Genomic DNA, 20,225 nt, shown 5'->3' with positions numbered 1-20,225 from the left:
TTTTTTATTAAAGTCCTTGAATTTCCTCGAATGTTGGAAATTTGCCGGTGTTTCGTTACGTTCCCGTCAAATTTTTGCAGCCTACCCCTGATTTGGTTTAACCTCTCCCTACTAATACTAAAGGCGTACCCGATGCAGGGCGCCGCAGCAACGACAAAGCAGAGATCACATTTGCCGGAAAAGGGCCCGCCGGGCTCATAGATTCCGGGCTTTCAACGGGGCAAAGAGTGAAACCATTCGATGATGGCCGTGCGGCCAACGATGAGTTCCAGTCGTCATTAGGCGGTACTCATCGTGGCGAGTTGATCAGGGATTTGTTGCGCCAGCGGGTACGGATGCCGGAGCCCGTTCCGAATTACCTCAAAAGGCCAGCGCTGACCGAGAAACTGACCGCGGCAATAACACCGGGCTCGGCCCTGTTGCTTGAGGCACCATCTGGTTACGGGAAAACCCATGCCCTGAGTGCGGCGTTCCGTGAAACCTCCCGTAGCCCCGACACCCTCAGATGGCTGGCTCTGACTGGACAGGAAAACGATGCCGGGCGCCTGTTGGCTTTGCTTGAAATTGCGCTGACCCCACCCGGTGCCACCTCGCGGCCGTCCGGGCAACAGAAAGCTTCCAGCAATACGGATGCGCTTGCCCTGCTATTGTCCGATGCTCATTGGAGCGCTCCGGACCGCCACAGCGTACTCGTGATTGATAACGTTGGCACTGTCGCCAATCCGGCTGCCATCGCTCTGCTGCAGCAGCTCGTTGAAAACATTCCTCCTGGTTTGGCCCTGGTGATGGTGTCCAGAAAACCGCTGCCATTTGAGACCCACACGTTCGAACTGGAAGGCCGATTCAACAGAGTTGGCGCGGATTCCCTTGAGTTGACCCGATTGGAAACCTTCGAGTTTTTCCATGCCGCGATCAACCGTAATCAACTGACCACGGTCGCCGTCGAGCATCTGTATTCGTTGACCGAGGGATGGATTACGCCTTTGGGGTTGTACCAGCGTGAACTGGACTCTACGCCGGAATCCCGATTGCCGATACAGGAAACCTTCAGTGTTGAGCGCTTTCTCAGGGATGCCGTGCTCATTCATTTGACGCCGGGCCAGCAACGCTCTCTGAGAATCATGGCGGAAATGGAGATCGTCTCGGACGAACTGTTTCTGTCATTGGCCGATGCGGGCTGTGACCACGCCTTTCGACCCTCTGCAGCGTCGGAAAGCGGTATCCCGCTGCGTCCATTGCCGGGGCGTGGGCGCTGGTTCCGCCTGAACCCCTTGCTTCACGACTGGTTACAGACACCGGCCCTTGATGAGTCGCAGGAGCGTGCTCTGAAAGCCAGTCGCTGGTTCAGTGATCGTCATCAGTTTCCCGAGGCACTGCGTTATGCGCTGGTGAGCGGTAGCCTTGAGGAATCGGTCCGGATAGCCTCTGAAGGCTCGGAGGCATTGCTGATTGGCCAGGATACCGCGTCATTGCTTCGGCTTCGCCGGTCATTGCCTTCCGGGTTGCTGGAGAAAAGCGCGCGTCTGAAGATTGTCTACGGGTGGGTTCATGCCATCGGTGGTCAGTTCAGGCAGGCAAGAATGTTGATTAACGATCTTGATAATGGCGAGCGTCCCGAACTTGCGGGCCGGGTCGACGCGCTCAGGGCCTTTATTCTCCGCGGCGAGGGCAGTGTTGATGAGGCCCTGACGGTCGCGGACAGGGCTCTGCAGGCGGAGGAGTTGTCTACTCAGGGCCAGTTGGTGACGCAGCTGGTTCGTTCCAGTGCGCTATGCGCCGCCGGCAAATTTGGCGACGCCCGAGAGGCCAATCGCATTGCCGCAAGGCTGGCTCGAGAGGCTGGAGACGCTGGTTCGGAAGTTCTGGCAGTCTATGCCCACGCGCGGATCGAGCTCGGCAAGGGATCGTTGAAACACGCAGAGCAACTGCTGCGCACCGGCCTGGATACCGCCATGAACGAGTCATCGCGGCCCGCACGTGTGGGCGAAACACGCCTACAACTAAACTTGGTGATGGTTCTTTGGCATCAGGGACGTCAGGCGGAAGCAGATCGCCTGTTGGTGACCTGTATTCGCCATGCGGAGCAAACCCGCGACCTAGGGTTGCTGCTGGCCATGGCGCTGAGGGTGCTGATTTGTCGCACCCAGAATCGGATGGACGATGCGTTTGCCTGGATTGGTCGGGCCGAGCGAACCATGCAGTCGTGGCAGGTGGACGAGTCCGTCTATGTACCTGTGCTTGAGGCTCTGAAAATCAGCGGCTGGCTGACGCTGGGCCAGACGGATACGGCGGCACAGGCTATGGAGCGGCTCAAGCCATGGAGGGAAGTGAATTGCGTGCCGGAAATGTTCCCGATGATGCCTGGCATGCTGCAATGCCTGCAGGCGAGGATCGAGCTGGCACGGGGTGATGACATCAAGGCCGCTGATACCGTCAGGAACATTCGGGACAATGGTGGCGAGACATTGCCGTTCGGTTTGGATTTATATTCCAGGTTGCTGGAAAGTGTCCTTAGCTGGCGCCAGAAAGGTCCTTCCGCTGCCCAGAAAATACTGACTGCTACTATTGCCATGGCAGGAGAGGAGCACTACATCAGCCCCTTCGCGGAGCTGAGAGGAGAGCTTCAGGAGCTACTTGAGAAAACCTGGCCCCAGCTGCCAGATACACTGTTTGTCGACGCAATAGGAAGGCTGTACGGCCTGACTGACATGAAAGAGCAGGCGTCTCTGGCTGAGCCGATCAGCGATCGGGAGCAGGGGGTGCTGGAACTGATTGCTCAGGGATTGTCAAACCAGGACATTGCTGACCGACTTCACATCTCATTGCATACGGTCAAAACCCATGCCCGTCGTATTAACGCCAAGCTCGAGGTGAAGTCGCGCACCCAGGCCATTGTTCGCGCGCGCGAATTGGGGCTGCTGTAGTGATAGTGCTATAGCACTCAGTCAGGCTGCTTCAGCTCGTCTATAAGAGCGTCCTTTTCTTCCCATATTTGGCTTACCCAACGCTGGAAGTCCGCTCGTATTTCACGGTTATTTTCGTAGTCCATACCCAGGAAACGGTGTGGAATTTCCCGCGTTCGGATATCAACCACAATCCGTTGGATCCGCCCGCACAGGTAATCCCAAATACCGGATTTTCCGTCCGGATACACGATGGTCACGTCCAGCATGGTGTGCAGGGACTCGCCCATGGCTTCCAGCACAAAGGCGGTTCCTCCTGCTCGGGGCCTCAGCAGGTGCTTGTGGGGCGAATCCTGACTCTGGTGTTTGGCCGGGGTGAGCCGTGTACCTTCCATGAAGTTGAAAATGGTCACCGGTGTATACCGGAATTTCTCACAGGCGGCTCGAGTGGCTTCTATGTCCTTGCCCTTCAATTCCGGACGCCGGGCTATCTGCTCCTTGGTGTGGCGCTGCATGAAGGGAAAATCCAGTGCCCACCAGGCCACGCCCAATAAGGGTACCCAGATCAATTGTTGTTTGAGGAAAAATTTCAGTAGCGGGATTCGGCTGTTCAATACGTGTTGGATGGCGGGGATATCAGCCCAGCTTTGATGGTTGCAGGTGACGAAATACCAGTGTTCGCGGCTCAGGCCCTCAGCGCCGCGGACATCCCACTCGATGTTGTGAAGCACGTCAGCCAGTACGTTGTTGAAACCAATCCAGAACCACGCGATGCGGTTCAGCACAATGGTGCAGCCTTTGCGAACCGAAGGCGTCGGGATCAACAGTTTGATCACGGCAAACACCATCAGGATAGGGAATAGCCAAAGGGTGTTGAGAACAATACAAAGCACTGCGAGCACGCCTTTGACGGGTGCGGGCAAGAACCTGGACATTGACCGATGTCTCCGGAATACAAATCAACTTGGTTGTGCGATGGCGGTTTCAGCCTTCGCTATTGGTGTCGTCAGCGGTGGTGGCCCCGGGCAGGAGTGTCTTCTCCTGCTTTGCCGCAGCCAATTCCAGGAGTTCCTGGGCATTGGCCTGCTGAACAATCGCCTGGAAGTCGTCATCGTAATAGTCCAGGTTGTTGTGGCGGATCATGCTTCTAATCTCTTCCACATAGTCTTCACCGCGTTCGGAATATCCTAGCAAACCGGCCGCAAGGCTGGGACCGCTGGCGATATCATCACGTTTACGGGCTTTCAGGCGAATGTCCCTGAGCAACTGGTAGGTTGGATGTCGATTCAGGTTCTGGATGTAAGAGCGCACAGACAGATAAGGCGACGAGAAGCTCGCCACTTCATGGCTGGCACCCTCAACGCGCCCTCGAGGTACCAGGCCGCAGCCTTGGGAGAAACACCATTGTCCGAACAGGTTGTTGCCTCTACGGGCGAAGCGGGAGGTGCCCCAGGCGGATTCATTCGCGGCCTGAGCCAGCACCAGCGATGGCGGAATTACATCGAGGCGGTTCCTCAGGCGCAGGAACATGGTTTCGCTGGCGGGTTCCTCATCCACCCTCAGCCGCTCGGCCTGGTTTTTCAACCAGGTCAGTTCCGATTGACTGAGCTCGTCCTTGCCGGCCAGGCTGTCGAGGTAATCGCGCTCAATCAGAATGCGGGAGTTCGCCAGCACGATACGTGGGTACAGGAACGAGAAAAACGCGGCTTTTTTCTCGGTGGTATCACGGTAGGCAGAGAAATCCGGTAAGTCCGCTCGTGACCAGCCGGGGAGTGAGGGCAGTTTGGCCAGGGCGACATCCGAATCCTCATTGTCGCGGTCGTGGTCTGGGTCGGGGGTGTGCAGTATGCCCCACAAACCGAAAACCATCAGCGGAACTATCAACCACAGTGCCCGGATACCAGAAGACATAAAACCTCTCGTTACAATCGATATGACAGCAATTATAACAGGTTATACGCCAACGTCGCCCGGGTGGTTTGCTACTGGCTATTCTGGCAGGCGTGTCGCCATGAGCAACCCGAGCACCTCTTCCTGGCCGTCTGTCTGCCTGAGTTGCAGGAAAAACTGATCCTGATCGCTGGTGAAAAAGCCATCGAGCGACAGGCTGCCCGCACTAAACGTTGCAGCCCCGGTGTTGCTGGCAGTGTACGACAGCGATACCGTTCCCGGTGACTGTGCTTGTGGAGTGGAAACGGATTCGGCGTCGACTTGATGGGTAATCTCCAGCGTCCGGCCCTCCAGACGGGCGCTGCCGGACGATTCAATCACCAGCAGGGCGTTATCGAAATGCATCAGCCGGTTACTCGCCTGCTCCATTCCCAACCCCACGCCCTGAAGGCGGTAACGCCCCTGGCTGGGTGGAGAGGTATTGGCCTGCTCGGCAGCCACCAGAATTCCATCACCGATGGCGTTGGTATCCAGATTAAAGGCCATCAGGGAACCGTCCGGCGTTGATGCACCGACGGCGATATCCGGTTTTTCATCCAGGCCGGAGGCACTGTCGCGGTCCAGATTCAGGCGCCCATTACTGACGATACGGTTTCCACTGTTTGGGTCATACACCCGCGACTGACGCTCACTGATGGTCCAGTTGGCGTTCCGCTGGCCGGGGTTGTCCGCCGGTACGGAAACAGTGACGTTCCCCGTGTTGTCCCTGCGCAGGGTGGTGGTTGCCATGGTCTGGGTGACGGATGAGCCACTGATTTGCCAGTTTCCCACACCGGCTTCTACCGCGAAGGGCTGGGTCTCATCGCCCATGCGAGTGGACAGGTAAGTCGCGTTGTAATTGCGGCCATCCAGTTTCTGCCGCTCAAACCCTTCTTTCCTTAGCAGGTTCAGTTCAAACACGGACAGGTAGTGATCTTCCAGCGTGCGCTCGCGCTTCAATTCACCGCTTTCCGAGCGCAGTTCAATCGCTTTCCCGGCGCTGAAATACCCGCTGAGCACTCGATCAGGCTGCTCGGTGCCGCCACCGACGTATGCGCTCATGAAATAGGGGTTGCGGGTCCAGCCGATGATTCGGGAGCTACCACGGCCGGTGATACTCTGGTAAAGGGCGCGACCGGCCAGCAGGCGGGTTTCGTCTTTCAATGTGGCAGCACCAGGGGATGAGGAATGAGTATTCAAGTCCCAGGATGGGCGGTCGAAGAATTCATTGCCATCGGCGTGTATCAGGGCTCGGCGGTCATAGGGGATGTCGCTGGCCAGGTTGGTGACGCGAATATTGAAGGCGTCGAGGGAGGTTAACGTCATGCCCGGGTACACATAGCCGGTACCGTTCTGGTCGGTCGTGGTTTCCTCGCGGGCAATCCGCACGCCCCATTGGCCGGAGCCGGCAATGCTGGATTCGAGAAACGTTTGCCCTAATTCGACGCCCCAGAACACTGAGTGATAATTCGCGGCGCTGGCTTCTATCTTGCCGGAGGAGCTTTCTCCCAATAATGCATAATCGGCCATGGCATCCACGTAGCGGGCGAAATCTCCCCGTTCCTCTAGCAGGGCGAGTGCTCCGTCGACATCCAGATTGCCGGGGATGTTGATTTCAAAATCATGGACCTGATCGGCGAGGGTTGGCCAGACGTACTTGTTCAAACACAGTGGGCCATTGACGTCGTTCACACAGTCCATGATCTGGGAGAACTCGCTGGAGCTGTAGAGATCCAGCGAGTTAGTCACGAGGTATTCCGAAAACGGGTTAACTTTCACGTCCCGGTCCTCATCGGTCGCCAGTGATCGCATGCGGCTGTTGCCATAAGTGGCTTCGATCACGACATTGGGACCTATCGGTCGTCCGTTTTCAAAACGGATGACAGTGCGCCCGCTGTCTTCCCGGCGGGAGCGAATCTCTACGGAGCCGAGCTCGCGGAGGGTCTGATCGGTCTGGTAAACCCGAATGGTGTCGGGCTCCACAATCCTCAGGTTGCGGCGGGTCAACTCACCACCTGGTGCAACGGATTCCGGCACTTCCATGGTAATCCGCACTTCATCTTTGGCCAGGCCGGACGCATTGTTGGAATCGCCGGTTGAGCCGGGCGTGAAGTCATCGATTGCGTTTTTTGTCGGCGGGAAGCTGTTTCCCCTGCCTGCCACGTCGTCGTTCGCGTCGCCACTACCATCACAGCCGATCATCAGAGTGACGGTGGAAAGAGTGAAAACGGCGGTAAAGGCCCGTGCAGCTAAGTGAAACATAGGGTTGTCCATGCCAGATAAACGTTTCAGGAGCGTGAGCCAGAAGTCTATCAAGTTGGCAAGGCGCAAAGAGTGAGGAAGGGCACGAAATGGGGAGCGGTAACTCTAACCCTAACCCCGCCCTGGTGGAGGCGGGTAGGGTTATTTTGTGGGATCAGGACCTGATCAGAAGAAGATCTTCATACCGGCCATCACGCCTTCATCCAGGTTCAGGTCACCACGGCCGTCAAAGTCGGTATTCAGGTAGCGGTAACCGGCAAACACCTCGGCGTTGCGGATAACGCGGTAGCTGCCGCGTAGCTCAAGGCTGGTGAGGTCATCGGAATCGCCAAACGACAGGATGCTGGGCGCGTAGTGAAGCCCGCCGGTGAACGACAACCCGGGTACGTTGGGTACATTCACGGTGGCAAAACCGCCGAGAGCCACGGCGCCGCCGTCCAGCCGATCATCATCCCATCCGAAGGCGCGAACACCAATGCCCGCTGTGGTGGGCAGGTTGCCAATGGCCGTGCGGCCCTGGGCGTGGAAATCCACGTTGCCAATGTGACGGCTGCCTTCGTGATAGGTGTAGCCGGTGCCTAACTGGATGTCGGAATTGGTGCCGAAGAAGTTGACCTGGCCCTTGACCGAGTCATTGGTCAGGCTCAGGTCCACATCGGAGGCGTATACAGGTGCTGCCGCAAGCGACAGAGCGATAAGGGAAATTCGGGACGCTTTCATTCTTCGACCTTCTTAATGTTTGAATGTAACCACCGGAATGTTAACGGTCCGGCCCAGGTGGCTCAACTTAAAACGGGTTAAGGGCGGGTTAATGCGGGCGATCAATGGGTGGTTGTGTCGCCGCCCTGATCCAGATCATCGGGGGACGCGTTTTCTGCGGGAACGCGATATTCCTCATTGGCCCAGGCGCCCAGATCAATCAGTTTACAGCGTTCGGAGCAGAAAGGGCGAAAAGGGTTGTTCTCATTCCATTCCACGGACTTCTTACAGGTGGGGCATTCTACGTTCATGGTGGCCTTTTATGGGGTATTCAGGTGGATGCGGAGGCTTGACAGTATTGTTCCAGAACCGCCCGCAGCATTTCAATATTGACCGGCTTGGCAACAAACGAATCCATGCCTGCCTCGCGGCAGCGTTCTTCATCCTTTTCCATAGCACTTGCTGTCAGCGCCACCACAGGTACCCGGTTGCGATTGTGGTCCTTCTCCCATTGGCGCAGGCGGCGAGTGGCCTCGAAACCATCCACCCGGGGCATCACACAATCCATGAAGATCAAATCAAAGGGGTGCCATTGCCAGAGGCTGGAGGCGGCTTCGCCGTCATTCGCCGTCATCACGTCACAACCCAGTTTTTCCAGCAGCCGGCGGGTGAGGGTACGGTTGACGGGGTTATCTTCCACCAATAGAACTTTCATGCGGCCGCAGGGTAGTTCCTGGCGGCGGGTATTGTCACTGACGGCCTGCAGTGAAAACCGGGTCAGGAAGCGACGTTCGTTGCGCACGGAATCCGAAAACAGTTGGTGAAGGATAGGCGTCAGGCATGATTCCCGCAGGGACTTGCTCAGGAAGGCATCGGCACCGGCCTGCCGGAAATGCTCTGCGTCCCCCCGCTGTGGGTTGGACGACAGAATCAATAGCCGTGTATGGCCCCATTCCGGGTTGCTGCGGATCTGTCGGCACAGCAGGTCACTGTCCATATCCGGTACGAACCCGTCCAGCACCAGCGCATCAAAGGGCTTGCGGTTGTCGGAGGCCAGCCGCAATGAGGTCAGTGCTTCACCGGCGGATTTCACCGCTTCGATATCCAACTCATGGCGTGAAAGCATTTCCAGGGTGATCTTACGGGACAGTTCATAGGAGTCCACCACCAGAATATGCCGCCCGCGGATCATGCTGGTATCCGGCCGACCGCGGGCGGCGCTTTCCGGCGCAACCTGCAGGCTGAGTTCCATCCAGAAGGTGGAACCCTCGCCGGGTTTGCTCTCCAGGTCCAGGGAGCCGTCCATCAACTGAACCAGTTGGCGGCAGATGGTCAGGCCCAGGCCCGCACCCGGCAATTGTCGCTGAAAGCGCTGACCGAGTTGAACGTAAGGCTCGTACACCAGCGGTATATCCTCGGGGTTGATCCCCACGCCCGTGTCTTCAACCGCCATTCGCAGTCGGACATTGTTATCCCGACGACCCAGCACCTCGATGCTGATCAGCACATGTCCAGAATCGGTGAACTTGATGGCGTTGGACGTCATGTTGAGCAGAATCTGCCTCAGCCGTACCGGATCCCCTTTCAGGGCCCAGGGCAGGTTCTCGTCAATCCGAAGTTCCAGTGCCAGACCCTTTTCCCGAGCACGGGCGCCGAGCATGTGCACGAGATCATTCAAGGTGTCGCGAAGGTCAAAGGGAATGTCATCGAGTACCAGCTTGCCGGCTTCCATACTGGAGATGTCCAGCAGGTCATTGATAATGGCCGACAAACCTTCCGAAGCATTGAGCAGGGTGTGGACGTACTCCCGCTGATCCTGATCGAGGGGGGTGTCTGACAGGAGATTGGCGTAACCCAGCACCGATTGCAGCGGAATGCGCAACTCGTGGCTGACGTTGGCCAGGAACTGGTTCTTTGCATGGTTGGCCCGCACGGCTTGATCCCGTTCATCCTGGGACTGGATGGAGGTCTGGCGCAGGGAACGGGTGTCTTCCAGCAGCTGCAGGCGCATGGTGTTCAGGGCCTGTTCCAGCTCACTCAGTTCATCACCCCGCTTTGGGGGCTTGCGGCGAAGCCTCAGCGGTTCAATCAATGCGTCCAGGTTAAGTCGGGCGGCGTAGTCGGCAATCGATTCCAGATGGCGGGAAAGGGTCAGCCGAACAATGACCAGAAGCCCGAGAGTACCCAACATCACGATCATCGACTGGAACAGCAGTGTGAGCAGTGCCCGGTCCATCAATTCGTTGTAGACGGTTTCCACGGATGACGTCACCGTCAACGTGCCCATGGCTTCCGGGCTATTGAAGGACGCGCGATTAAACACCAGGGGAAAGGATTGGCTGATCACCCGGCCATCCGGATAGGTGCCCGTGTTGAACTCCTCGCCGGCGGCGGTGATCACCCGGGCATGCTGAATAACCGGAATAGCACGCATGTCATCCAGGCTGTTGGCGACCTCGCTGTAATTCATCAGCCAGAGGTTGTTGCTCATACTGCCAGCCACCAGTTCCGCAGCGCGTTCCTGGGTGCTGCGCAACTCTTCGGTTCTGCGCTCAAACTCGCCAATCATCTGAACGCCGGTGGCAGCCAGCGACAGGATCAGGCTGAACAACAGAACATATACCAGCAGCCTGGCAGCCAGTGGCCGTACACCTATTCGTCTGAATAACCGGATCGGAGGCAAGGCACGCGTTCCCTGTGTCGAAAAAACAACCGATCTGCAGTTTAACAGACCGTTAGCACTTCGACACGTTCCTGTGATTCATCATGGACAAAGCGGAAGCGCACGTTCAGATCGTACAAATGCGCTCCGTATATCCGTTCCTCATCCCGGCCACGCCGGAACGATGGGCGAGGGTCGTAGCTCACCACATCCTCTATCAAACCTCGGAAATCCGGATACTGGTCCGCTGGCAAGGCCGAAAGCTGTTGTTCGGCCTCATCCAGGAATATCACGGGTAAACGATCCGTCGGTGCGGACTCCGCCCAGCCCAGAGTGGCTTCTGACACCGAATCCGCAAATGGCAGATAGGGTTTGATATCCAGGATGGGGGTGCCGTCGATGAGATCGTGGTCCCCAATTCTCAAAACCAGGCGGCCATCCGCATCCCGCTTCAGTCCTTCATTTCGCACGACTGACAACCCCAGGCTATTGGGCCGGAAGGGGGATCGGCTGGCAAACACGCCTATCTTTTTGTTGCCGCCCAGCCGAGGTGGCCGAACGACCGGTCGCCATTCCGCCCGCACCGCTTCATGAAACTGGAACGTCAACCAAAGGTGGCTGGCTGTCTCTAAGCCCCGGAACGCATCCTCGCGATCGAACGGCGACTGGATGATCAGATCTGCGTGGGCAAAACGGGTCAGCCCCGGTTGTCGGGGTACACCAAACTTGTCGCGGAAGCAGGAACGTGTAATGGCAATGGGTGTCAGTGTTAAGGCATCAACGGCGGGGCGGGAGGGATGTCGGCTCATAGACACTAGCGCCCAAAGGCTGCCAGAAACGTCTGGTGCAACTGTTCAACCTGACGTTCAACGTCGATCATGGCCTGGTTGTTGTCCACCACGTGATCGGCTTTCTGGAGTCGTTGTTCACGCGGCATTTGGGCAGCAATGATGCGCTCGACCTGTTCTCTGTCATTGGTGTCCCTGGCCATGGTTCTCTCGATCTGCACCTCTACCGGCACATCCACTACGACGATCTTCTCGACCAACTCATGCTGGTCGGTTTCCAGCAATAGAGGCGACACCAGAAGTACATAGGGCAGGGCGTAGTTATCCGGATGCAACTGCCGCATCAGTTCCTCACGGATCACCGGGTGTAACAGAGACTCCAGCCACGTGCGCTCCTTCGGCGCATCGAATACGATCCGCCTCAGCGCCGCACGGTCCAAGCCGCCATCTGGTAGCAGGATCTCTTGCCCAAAATGCTCCGCAATCCGCTCGAGGGCAGGGGTGCCAGGTTCGACAACTTCACGGGCAACATCATCCGCATCCACCCAGTGCACACCCAGCGCTCCGAACAGCCGTGCAACCGTGGATTTGCCGGAGCCGATTCCGCCGGTAAGGCCTACGACTGCCATTCAGACCCCCAGATAGGCATACCAGGCCGCCTGAATCTCTGCCCCAAACCAAAGGCACAGCAAACCTGCCGCTGCCAAATAGGGCCCGAACGGAATAGGTACTTCGCGCCCGTGCTTGCGGAACACCATCAAACTGATGCCAACCACGGCGCCAACCAAAGACGACAACAGAATCACCGCCGGCAGCAGCTCCCAGCCCAGCCAGGCACCGAGAGCAGCCAGTAGCTTGAAATCGCCGTGGCCCATGCCTTCCTTGCCGGTGACCAGTTTGAACAGCCAGTACACCGACCACAACGAGAGGTATCCCGCTACGGCGCCCCAGAACGCGCTGCTGAAATCCGTCAGCACACCGAAATAGTTCAGGATCAGTCCAAGCCACATGAGGGGCAAAGTCATGCTGTCCGGTAGCAATTGGGTATCGAAATCAATCACCGTCAGTGCAATCAGAACCCACACCAGCAGTAGAGACCATAACGCGGCCTCAGACGGTCCCATGACCAAGATGGTCACCACCGAAAACAGCGCGGTAATCGCCTCAATGATCGGGTATCGCGGTGAAATGCCTGCCTTGCAGGACGCGCACTTACCACCCAAAACGAGGTAGCTGATGACCGGGATGTTCTCCCAGGCGCGAATTCTGTGGCCGCAAGAAGGACAGGTGGAGGCAGGTTTGGAGAGCGTGATCGGCTCATCGTTCTTGCGTTGATCGTCCGATAGTTCCAGGAACTCCTCACACTGACAGCGCCAGTCCTGCTGCATCATCTTTGGCAGGCGCAGAATGACCACATTCAGGAAGCTGCCAATGCAGAGGGAAAAGAAAATGACTGCGGTATAGAGAAGCCAGGGAGTGGCCAGCAACGTATCAAGGGAAACCATCAAAATGCTCGAGTTGTGCCGTTAAAGCCCCTCTCCCCTTGTGGGAGAGGGGTTGGTAAAAGGAAGGGCGTGATCAACCAACAACCTGACCCATCTGGAAGATCGGCAGGTACATACCCACAATCAAACCGCCAACCAATACACCCAGCACCGCCATAATCATTGGCTCCATCAAGGCGGTCAGGTTGTCGACCATGTCGTCAACGACACCTTCGTAGTGGTCAGCAACCTTCTCCAACATCTCGTCCAGATTACCGGACTCCTCACCGATAGCTGTTAGCTGTACGGCCATCACAGGAAACACGCCGGTGGTTTTCATGGAAGCTTGTAGCTGGGTGCCACTAGAAACGTCATCCCGGATTTTTAGTACGGCATCGCGATAAACCGCGTTACCGGTGGCACCAGCCACCGATTCAAGCGCGTCCACCAGCGGAACACCGGAGGCGAAGGTGGTTGAGAGCACTCGTCCAAACTTCGCAACGGCGGATTTGTCGAGTATTTCGCCTACCACGGGTAATCTAAGAACATACTTATCCACTAAATCTGAAAACTTCTGTGATTTCTTTTTGGCTTTTTTGAACAGGAATATAGAACCAACGATGCCCAGAAGCACGATAAACCACCACTGCTGCATCCATTCTGATAAGTCCACAATGAATTGAGTAAACACTGGTAGGTCCGCACCAAAGCCCTGGAAGAGGCTCTCGAACTGTGGTACTACTTTCACCAACAGGATGGCAGTTACCACGATCGCAACTACGATAACCGCGATCGGGTAGGTCATTGCCTTCCTTACCTTTTTCTTGAGAGTTTCTGATTTCTCAAGATACATGGCAATCCGGTCAAGCATCTGCTCAAGCGCACCTGCCTTTTCGCCGGAGTCGACCAAGTTGCAATAAAGGTCATCAAAATACTTAGGATGACGGCGCAGGGAATTGGCAAAACTGGTCCCGGAAGCCACATCGTTGCGAACCGCTGCAATTAGCTCCCTTAAGCCCTGGTTTTCGAGGCCGTCAGTGACAATATCAAAGCTCTGGACCAGAGGCACGCCGGCTTTCATCATCGTCGCCATTTGCCGCGTAAACAGAGCAATGTCGAACGGCGTGATCTTTTTGCTACCACCAAATAGCGGCTTCGGCTTCTTCTTGACCTTATCGGGAATAATGCCTTGCTTGCGCAACTGAGCCTTGACCAAAGCAAGATTAGTGCCGGATATCTCACCTTTGGATTTACTCCCCTTACGGTCTTTACCTTCCCAGACGAACGCCTGAAGTTTCTCTGCTTTTTCTGCCATGCTTAATCCTTCGTCACGCGGTTGGCTTCCTCAAGGCTGGTCACACCCTCAATTACCTTCTTGAGGGCAGACTGCCGCAAGTTCGGGAAGCCTTCGGCCTGTGCCTGCTTTGCAATTTTAATTGAACTGGCCTCTTCCATAATCATATTCGCCAGCTCGTCGGTAATCTTGACCACCTCGTAAATCCCGACGCGGCCTTTATATCCCCCATTGCATTTATCACAGCCCTTGGGGCGGTACAACGTGAACCCTGTATCAATTTGTTCCTGTGTGAACCCCTCCGCTAAAAGCACGTCTTTAGGGATGTCTGCGGCCTGCTTGCAGGAATTGCAGAGCCGCCGGCCGAGTCGTTGGGCAATGATCAGGCTGACGGATGTGGCGATGTTAAAGGCCGGCACGCCCATATTCATCATACGGGTCAGTGTTTCCGCAGCACTGTTGGTGTGCAGTGTCGAAAGCACGAGGTGGCCGGTTTGGGCAGCCTTAATGGCAATGTTGGCCGTTTCGAGATCCCGGATCTCACCCACCATGATGATGTCCGGGTCCTGGCGCAGGAATGCGCGGAGTGCTTCAGCGAAACCGAGGCCGACCTTGGTGTTCACGTTCACCTGGTTGATGCCTTCCAGATTGATCTCCGCCGGGTCTTCCGCCGTGGAAATGTTTCTTTCAGGGGTATTAAGAATATTCAGGCCGGTGTATAGGGAAACCGTCTTACCAGACCCAGTGGGGCCTGTGACCAGTATCATACCCTGTGGCTGCTCCAAGGCGTCCATATACAACTGTTTCTGCTCTTCCTCATAGCCCAAAACATCAATGCCCAGTTTGGCCTGGCTGGGGTCCAGAATCCGCAAGACAATTTTTTCGCCCCACAGAGTAGGGAGGGTGTTTACCCGAAAATCGATGGCCTTTGTCTTGGACAGCTTCATTTTGATCCGGCCATCCTGAGGTACTCGACGCTCCGAGATGTCCAGCTGTGCCATGATCTTTACGCGGGCGGAGATCTTGGGTGCCAATTTAATGGATGGGCGGGACATCTCCTTAAGGATGCCGTCCGTCCGGTAGCGTACACGGTAAGTCTTCTCGTAAGGTTCGAAGTGAACATCTGAGGCTCCCCCACGAATGGCATCAAGAAGCATCTTGTTCACATACTTGACGATAGGTGCATCGTCGACATCAGTCGCTGCAACGACAGCGTCGTCTTCCTGCTCTCCACCTTCGGTTTCCACGCCTTCAAGGTCGGCATCGTCCAGATCTCCCATGGAGCTGTCTTGCGATTCAAGATACTTATCTATCGCAGCCCGGAGTTTTGCATCGTCCACCAAGATGGCGTCCGTGCTCAAGCCAGTATTGAACTTAATCTCGTCCAGCGCCTGAATATTGGTTGGATCAGAAACCGCAATGAACAGGCGATTACCTCGCTTATACAGTGGCAACGCGTTGTGTTTGCGGATTAGCTTTTCGTCAACCACCTTCTCCGGCATCATCTCCGGCAGAAACGAGCTTAGGTCCAGTACGGATACCCCAAACTCCATGGCCGCTGAAAAAGCTAGCCCGCTGCTGTTTGCCAGATCGTTCTGAACCAGGTAGGTGATAAGAGGGATTTTGTTCTGGGAAGCTTGAATAAAGGCTTCTTTAGCCGTTGCCTCGTCCAGAAGACCGTCTTCCACGAATCGCCGGGCAAGCCCCGTTAGGGTCACGTTGGAGTTGTTAGTAGCCATAAAGGATTTAAGAATGCCGCCTAAGTTGCTGAAAATTTGTCAGGTGTTGATCAACAAGAGTTTAGATGGATGGGGGGAGTTTGGAAAGGTATTGGCGCCTGCGACAGTCCATTTCTAAGAGTGGGTCTATTTGGTCCGGTCTTTTATATAAGCGCAGCGTGACAAAAATTGTCACCGAGTGACGTGTAGGGGCAAAGGGGTCGCCGGTTCGCTGCATTGCGATGAGGTTCACATAACGCCCCAGTATACTGATTAAAAACAGGTTATCGGGTGGGTTAGAGAGTTATACAGCTTTGGCATGGACGGTGCATTGTTCTTGGCAGGCTCAAGCAACCGGTTACGGGGTGAGACTCCACCGGACCCGGGCCAAAAAGAGTTGATCAACGACAAACGCAGAGGTTAAAAATGAAAAGTATTCAGATGAATCGTGCACAGAAGGGTTTCACCCTAATCGAACTGATGATCGTTGTAGCGATCATTGGTATTTTGGCGGCAATCGCTATTCCTCAGTATCAGAACTATATTGCCCGGTCTCAGTTCTCCGAAGCCCATACGCTTCTTGGTGGTGCTAGAACGGCTGTTCAGGAACGTGTTGATCAAGGTGCCTCATTTGCCGTTTCCACCGGTACTCCTAATGCCACTACAAACGTGCTTGGTTTGCAGTTGAATGGCGAATACGGAACTATGGCAGCCCCTGCCTATAATGGCTCCGACGCGACCTATGCTTTGACTTACACTTTCGCGGCGTCAGATGTCAATGCTAACCTGCAAAACGAAACTGTCACTTACACTTATACTGCGGCCAGCGGTGAATGGGATTGTGTTACTACCGTTGAAGAACAGTTTGCGTCACAGTGCACGAGTTCTTAATTGAGGGTATAATCGCGAAGATTTTAGATTTTAGTTAAATCTTCGCGAGCAACATGAAACCCGGGATTATTTATATTGTCCCGGGTTTTTTTGGGTGACTCATAATGAGTATGAGGTGGGGGTGGAGCCACGTGCATTCGAACGTTTCTGAACATAGAATTTTGTTGAGTACGTTGAAAATACTGATTGTTTTCGCTCTATCTTGCGTTTTATTTTCAGATGTTATCCCAAAATCTTTAGCTAGTTATGCAAGCCAGCGTTTCATTTTGGTGTTTTTTCTCGGCTTTTTGGCGATTGTTTCAATATACTTCCTGTTGAATTGTCTCAGAAACCGGAGAGTAGACTGCTTTATTTTCTTGTTGCCTTCATTGTTTCTTTCGCTTTCTTTTCTTGTGGTTTCTATTCCATACGCGACACAACCTTACGCTTGGGTGGAGCCGGGAATGTACGCATTATTTTTTCTCGTTCCTGTACTTTTAGGAATATGTCTATCTGAGTTAGGGTTTGTATATAGATATATAACTTTCTTTATTTATTTCGTCGCTGCATCAAGCTTCATTTATGGAGCAATGTCTATAAATGTATATATTTTTGCGTTGAGTGATGGAGTAGTGAAACTCAGTAGTTATATTCCTTGGGGCTTTGTTAATATTCGCTACTGGAGCCATATTGCATCATGGTTTATACCTTTGTTGCCCCTCGCAGTACTGTTAGGTCCTCTCAAGCATTATCGTTTGTGGTCGTGGATAGTTGCATTAGGGGCGGGGCTTTGGTGGTGGATAGTTCTGATGTCCTCGGCCAGAGGCTCAGCTCTGGGTATTGTTTTCGGCTTTGTGTTGGCTGCGCTGCTAGCTGGTCGACCTGCAATGCCTTGGGTAAAGTTATTTGTTAATTATATTTTTATTGGTGTATTGATCTGGCTCACGTTGTCTTTTTTGATCCCCTCTTTGCTAGCTGATGATGTTCAGGTTCGTGCCACGAGATCGAATGATTCTGGGCGTATGCCATTGTTTGTGGAGGCGTGGATGATGAGCGTGCAGAATTTTCCATTTGGGATGGGGCCTCAGTCTTGGTTGACCCATGAGCCTATAACGGATGCATATAGGGAGGGGGCGAAAATTGGGCATCCGCACAATATGTATCTCATGTGGGCAGCTGAATACGGCTGGTTGGTTATAGGTCTCATTTTAGTAGTAGCTGGGCAGGCTATCCGGAATTTCTTAATAAGAAGAACTGCAATTCTTGAAAGTGGCAATACCTCCGAAGCGATAATTTTTGCTGGCATAACTGCATCGATTTCTGGTGCCTTGTTCCACGGGAGTGTTTCCGCGGTTTTCATGGCTCCTGGATCAATGTTGGTGGGTATACTTGTTTTGTCCGCATTTTGGGGCCTTCTTTACCGCTCGGAAGCCAGACCTAAACATGGGATATTAAAGAAAAGAGTGAAGAAAAGTTATTGTTGGCTGGTCATTATGGTCTTATTGCTAGCTTGGTTTGGTTGGATGCGTGAAACTATCATCTATTATGAGGCTATGAAGGCCGACGAAGAGCAATATATGGAAGGTTCTGGTGGTGGTATTATGCCTAGGTTCTGGTATCACGGAAACTTTCCTCGCTTTGAAGAGTTGAAGCAATAACTCAAGCGACACAGATTCGTGAGGAGAAGTTGGCCGGGTTTTTGCTAGTTGGTTAGTTGCTGCTACCAATAATGATTACGGTATCTTTCTGATTATGACAAAACAGTACGCTGGATTTAGTTTAATAGAGGTGATGATCGTCATGGCAATTATTGGTATATTGGCGACTCTTACGATTCCTTTATATCATGGTAATGTGCTGAAATCACAGGTAAATCGCGCTATCAGCGAGTTGAGCTCCTATAAGGCGGCATTTGAAGTTCGGGTCGTAAATGGGGAGGCAGTTACCAACTCTAATCTCGGCTACGTTCCTTCGAGCCTGACTACAGGCAGTATAGCTACCGCTATTGGAATCACTAACTCTGACGGGTCTGGTCACATGGAGGTGACTTTGGGTGACAGTGCCCACCCAAATTTGGCAGGCGTTATTCTGAGACTTGAACGAGACATGACAGGCATTTGGACCTGCAAAATTGATGTAAGTTCTGCGGGAAGCTGGCGGGAGGCCTACAGGCCACAGGACTGTAGTGTTCTTTAGCTTTTAAACCTTCACCTCACCAAACAACTCCGCCACCTCAACATCCCACCCAAACCGCTCTCTCACCCGCTTCCGCATAACATCACTGGCCACGACCTCACCGTGCGTAATGTAAACCTTCTCCGGCTTCAGCGCACCAGCTCCAAGCCACTGCAAAATCTCCTCATAATCCCCATGAGCCGACAGCGAATCCAGGTTATAAACCTCCGCTTTAACCGGCCAGTACTCCCCATGAATCTTCACCGAATCTGCACCGTTCACCAGGGCATCCCCCCGTGTACCGGGCGCCTGGAACCCTGCAAACACAACGCTGTTCCGCGGATTGGGCAGCAGTGTTTTCAGGTGATGTAGAACCCTACCACCACTGGCCATCCCGCTGGCGGAAATAATAATGCAGGGGTAGCGTACGCTGTTGAGCTCGATGGACTCGTCCACCGTGCGGACGAATTCAGTGTTTTCATCGATCATCTCGCACTGGGCGGCGCTGAGTTTGTGTTCCTTGTGGTGTCGGGAGAAGATCTCCGTGGCTTTGATCGCCATCGGGCTGTTCAGGTAAACCGGCATCTTCGGTACCCGGCTTTCCGCCATGATTTTGTGGATGAGGTACAAAAGCATCTGCGCGCGCCCGACGGCAAACGACGGCATAAGCACGATGCCACCGCGCCCGGCGGTTTTGGTGATAATCTCAGCCAGTTCGGATTCCGGGTCGCTTTCGGCATGCAGCCTGTCACCATAGGTGGATTCGCACACCAGCACATCGGCTTTCTGGATCGGTTCCGGCGGGCGCATGATCACATCGTTCTGCCGCCCCACGTCTCCACTGAACACCACCGTGCGGTCGCTTCCCCGGTGATGGACGTGAACGCAGGATGATCCCAGGATGTGCCCGGCGGGTGTGAATGTCACTTCCATGCCTTTCACGGGTTCGAAGCGTTCGTGATAATGCAGGGACTCAAAATGCTTGAGGGCCTCCTGGGCATCCTTCACGGTAAACAAAGGCTCCGGCTTTTCGTGTTTGGAGAACCCCTTGCGGAAAGCGTACTTGGCATCTTCCTCCTGCAGGTAGCCAGCATCCGGCAACAGCACCTTGCACAGTTCGTGCGTAGCCTTCGTGCAGTAGATCTTTCCCTTGAAACCGTTCTTCACCAGCGCCGGCAAGTACCCCGTGTGATCAATGTGGGCGTGGGTAAGTACCACCGCATTAATCGATGATGGTTCCACCGGAAAGGGTGCCCAGTTGCGTTTGCGCAGGTTTTTCACGCCCTGGTACATGCCGCAGTCCACCAGCAGGCGGTGTTTGTCATCCGACAACAAATAGCGAGAACCGGTTACCGTGCCTGCAGCGCCAAGGAATTTCAGTTTCATAAAACGTGTCCCTGTATTCTTTTTGATGTGTCACATCACTATCGCCCATAATAGC

Annotated in this window: 16 protein-coding genes; 4 read left to right on the top strand and 12 right to left on the bottom strand. The window is 54.6% G+C overall.

Going from position 1 to position 20,225, the window contains the following annotated elements:
• Positions 1–227 precede the first annotated feature (227 nt).
• Entirely contained in the window at positions 228–2,924 is a 2,697-nt protein-coding gene (locus MDG893_RS12505; RefSeq protein WP_007154152.1) for a LuxR C-terminal-related transcriptional regulator, read from the top strand.
• A gap of 17 nt (positions 2,925–2,941) precedes the next feature.
• Here MDG893_RS12505 and MDG893_RS12500 read toward each other — a convergent pair whose 3' ends face one another.
• The 11 genes from MDG893_RS12500 to pilB all read right to left on the bottom strand — a co-directional run bounded on the left by MDG893_RS12500 (position 2,942) and on the right by pilB (position 15,760).
• Complete coding sequence (locus tag MDG893_RS12500) at positions 2,942–3,838, bottom strand: acyltransferase (protein ID WP_007154151.1); 897 nt, start codon at positions 3,836–3,838, stop codon at positions 2,942–2,944.
• Positions 3,839–3,887: 49 nt separating this feature from the next.
• The gene (locus tag MDG893_RS12495) at positions 3,888–4,814 is read right to left on the bottom strand and encodes a glucosaminidase domain-containing protein (RefSeq protein WP_007154150.1); all 927 of its coding nucleotides are present in this window, start codon (positions 4,812–4,814) and stop codon (positions 3,888–3,890) included.
• 78 nt (positions 4,815–4,892) lie between these two features.
• On the bottom strand, positions 4,893–7,094 hold the full coding sequence (locus MDG893_RS12490) for a hypothetical protein (protein WP_007154149.1): 2,202 nt from the start codon (positions 7,092–7,094) through the stop codon (positions 4,893–4,895).
• Positions 7,095–7,259: 165 nt separating this feature from the next.
• The gene (locus MDG893_RS12485) at positions 7,260–7,814 is read right to left on the bottom strand and encodes a YfaZ family outer membrane protein (protein ID WP_007154148.1); all 555 of its coding nucleotides are present in this window, start codon (positions 7,812–7,814) and stop codon (positions 7,260–7,262) included.
• 101 nt (positions 7,815–7,915) lie between these two features.
• Positions 7,916–8,104, bottom strand: coding sequence for a DNA gyrase inhibitor YacG (yacG, locus tag MDG893_RS12480; protein WP_007154147.1), 189 nt, complete (start codon positions 8,102–8,104; stop codon positions 7,916–7,918).
• A gap of 20 nt (positions 8,105–8,124) precedes the next feature.
• On the bottom strand, positions 8,125–10,476 hold the full coding sequence (locus tag MDG893_RS12475) for a hybrid sensor histidine kinase/response regulator (protein ID WP_007154146.1): 2,352 nt from the start codon (positions 10,474–10,476) through the stop codon (positions 8,125–8,127).
• A gap of 41 nt (positions 10,477–10,517) precedes the next feature.
• A complete protein-coding gene (gene tsaA / locus MDG893_RS12470; protein WP_007154145.1) occupies positions 10,518–11,264 on the bottom strand; it encodes a tRNA (N6-threonylcarbamoyladenosine(37)-N6)-methyltransferase TrmO in 747 nt (248 codons plus the stop codon).
• 5 nt (positions 11,265–11,269) lie between these two features.
• The gene (coaE, locus tag MDG893_RS12465; RefSeq protein WP_007154144.1) at positions 11,270–11,872 is read right to left on the bottom strand and encodes a dephospho-CoA kinase; all 603 of its coding nucleotides are present in this window, start codon (positions 11,870–11,872) and stop codon (positions 11,270–11,272) included.
• Complete coding sequence (locus MDG893_RS12460; RefSeq protein WP_007154143.1) at positions 11,873–12,748, bottom strand: prepilin peptidase; 876 nt, start codon at positions 12,746–12,748, stop codon at positions 11,873–11,875. It lies immediately after the preceding gene.
• A 73-nt stretch (positions 12,749–12,821) separates the two neighbouring features.
• Complete coding sequence (locus MDG893_RS12455; RefSeq protein ID WP_007154142.1) at positions 12,822–14,042, bottom strand: type II secretion system F family protein; 1,221 nt, start codon at positions 14,040–14,042, stop codon at positions 12,822–12,824.
• 2 nt (positions 14,043–14,044) lie between these two features.
• Positions 14,045–15,760, bottom strand: coding sequence for a type IV-A pilus assembly ATPase PilB (gene pilB / locus MDG893_RS12450; RefSeq protein ID WP_007154141.1), 1,716 nt, complete (start codon positions 15,758–15,760; stop codon positions 14,045–14,047).
• A gap of 420 nt (positions 15,761–16,180) precedes the next feature.
• Between pilB and MDG893_RS12445 the strand changes: the two genes are divergently transcribed.
• The 3 genes from MDG893_RS12445 (at position 16,181) to MDG893_RS12435 (ending at position 18,805) form a co-directional block, all read left to right on the top strand.
• Complete coding sequence (locus MDG893_RS12445; protein ID WP_040474571.1) at positions 16,181–16,630, top strand: pilin; 450 nt, start codon at positions 16,181–16,183, stop codon at positions 16,628–16,630.
• 131 nt (positions 16,631–16,761) lie between these two features.
• Positions 16,762–18,267 (top strand): O-antigen ligase family protein, encoded by a 1,506-nt coding sequence (locus MDG893_RS12440; RefSeq protein WP_157132831.1) that lies wholly within the window; start codon positions 16,762–16,764, stop codon positions 18,265–18,267.
• A 94-nt stretch (positions 18,268–18,361) separates the two neighbouring features.
• A complete protein-coding gene (locus MDG893_RS12435) occupies positions 18,362–18,805 on the top strand; it encodes a pilin (protein ID WP_007154138.1) in 444 nt (147 codons plus the stop codon).
• Between the two features lie 3 nt (positions 18,806–18,808).
• On the opposite strand, the gene MDG893_RS12430 is transcribed toward MDG893_RS12435, so the two are convergent.
• Positions 18,809–20,170, bottom strand: coding sequence for an MBL fold metallo-hydrolase (locus tag MDG893_RS12430; RefSeq protein WP_007154137.1), 1,362 nt, complete (start codon positions 20,168–20,170; stop codon positions 18,809–18,811).
• Positions 20,171–20,225 lie beyond the last annotated feature (55 nt).

Source organism: Marinobacter algicola DG893 (genome assembly GCF_000170835.1).
In the GTDB taxonomy this organism is placed as follows: Bacteria; Pseudomonadota; Gammaproteobacteria; order Pseudomonadales; family Oleiphilaceae; genus Marinobacter; species Marinobacter algicola.
Note: the sequence above shows the minus strand (reverse complement) of the source record. Positions and strands in the feature narration are given on the sequence as shown.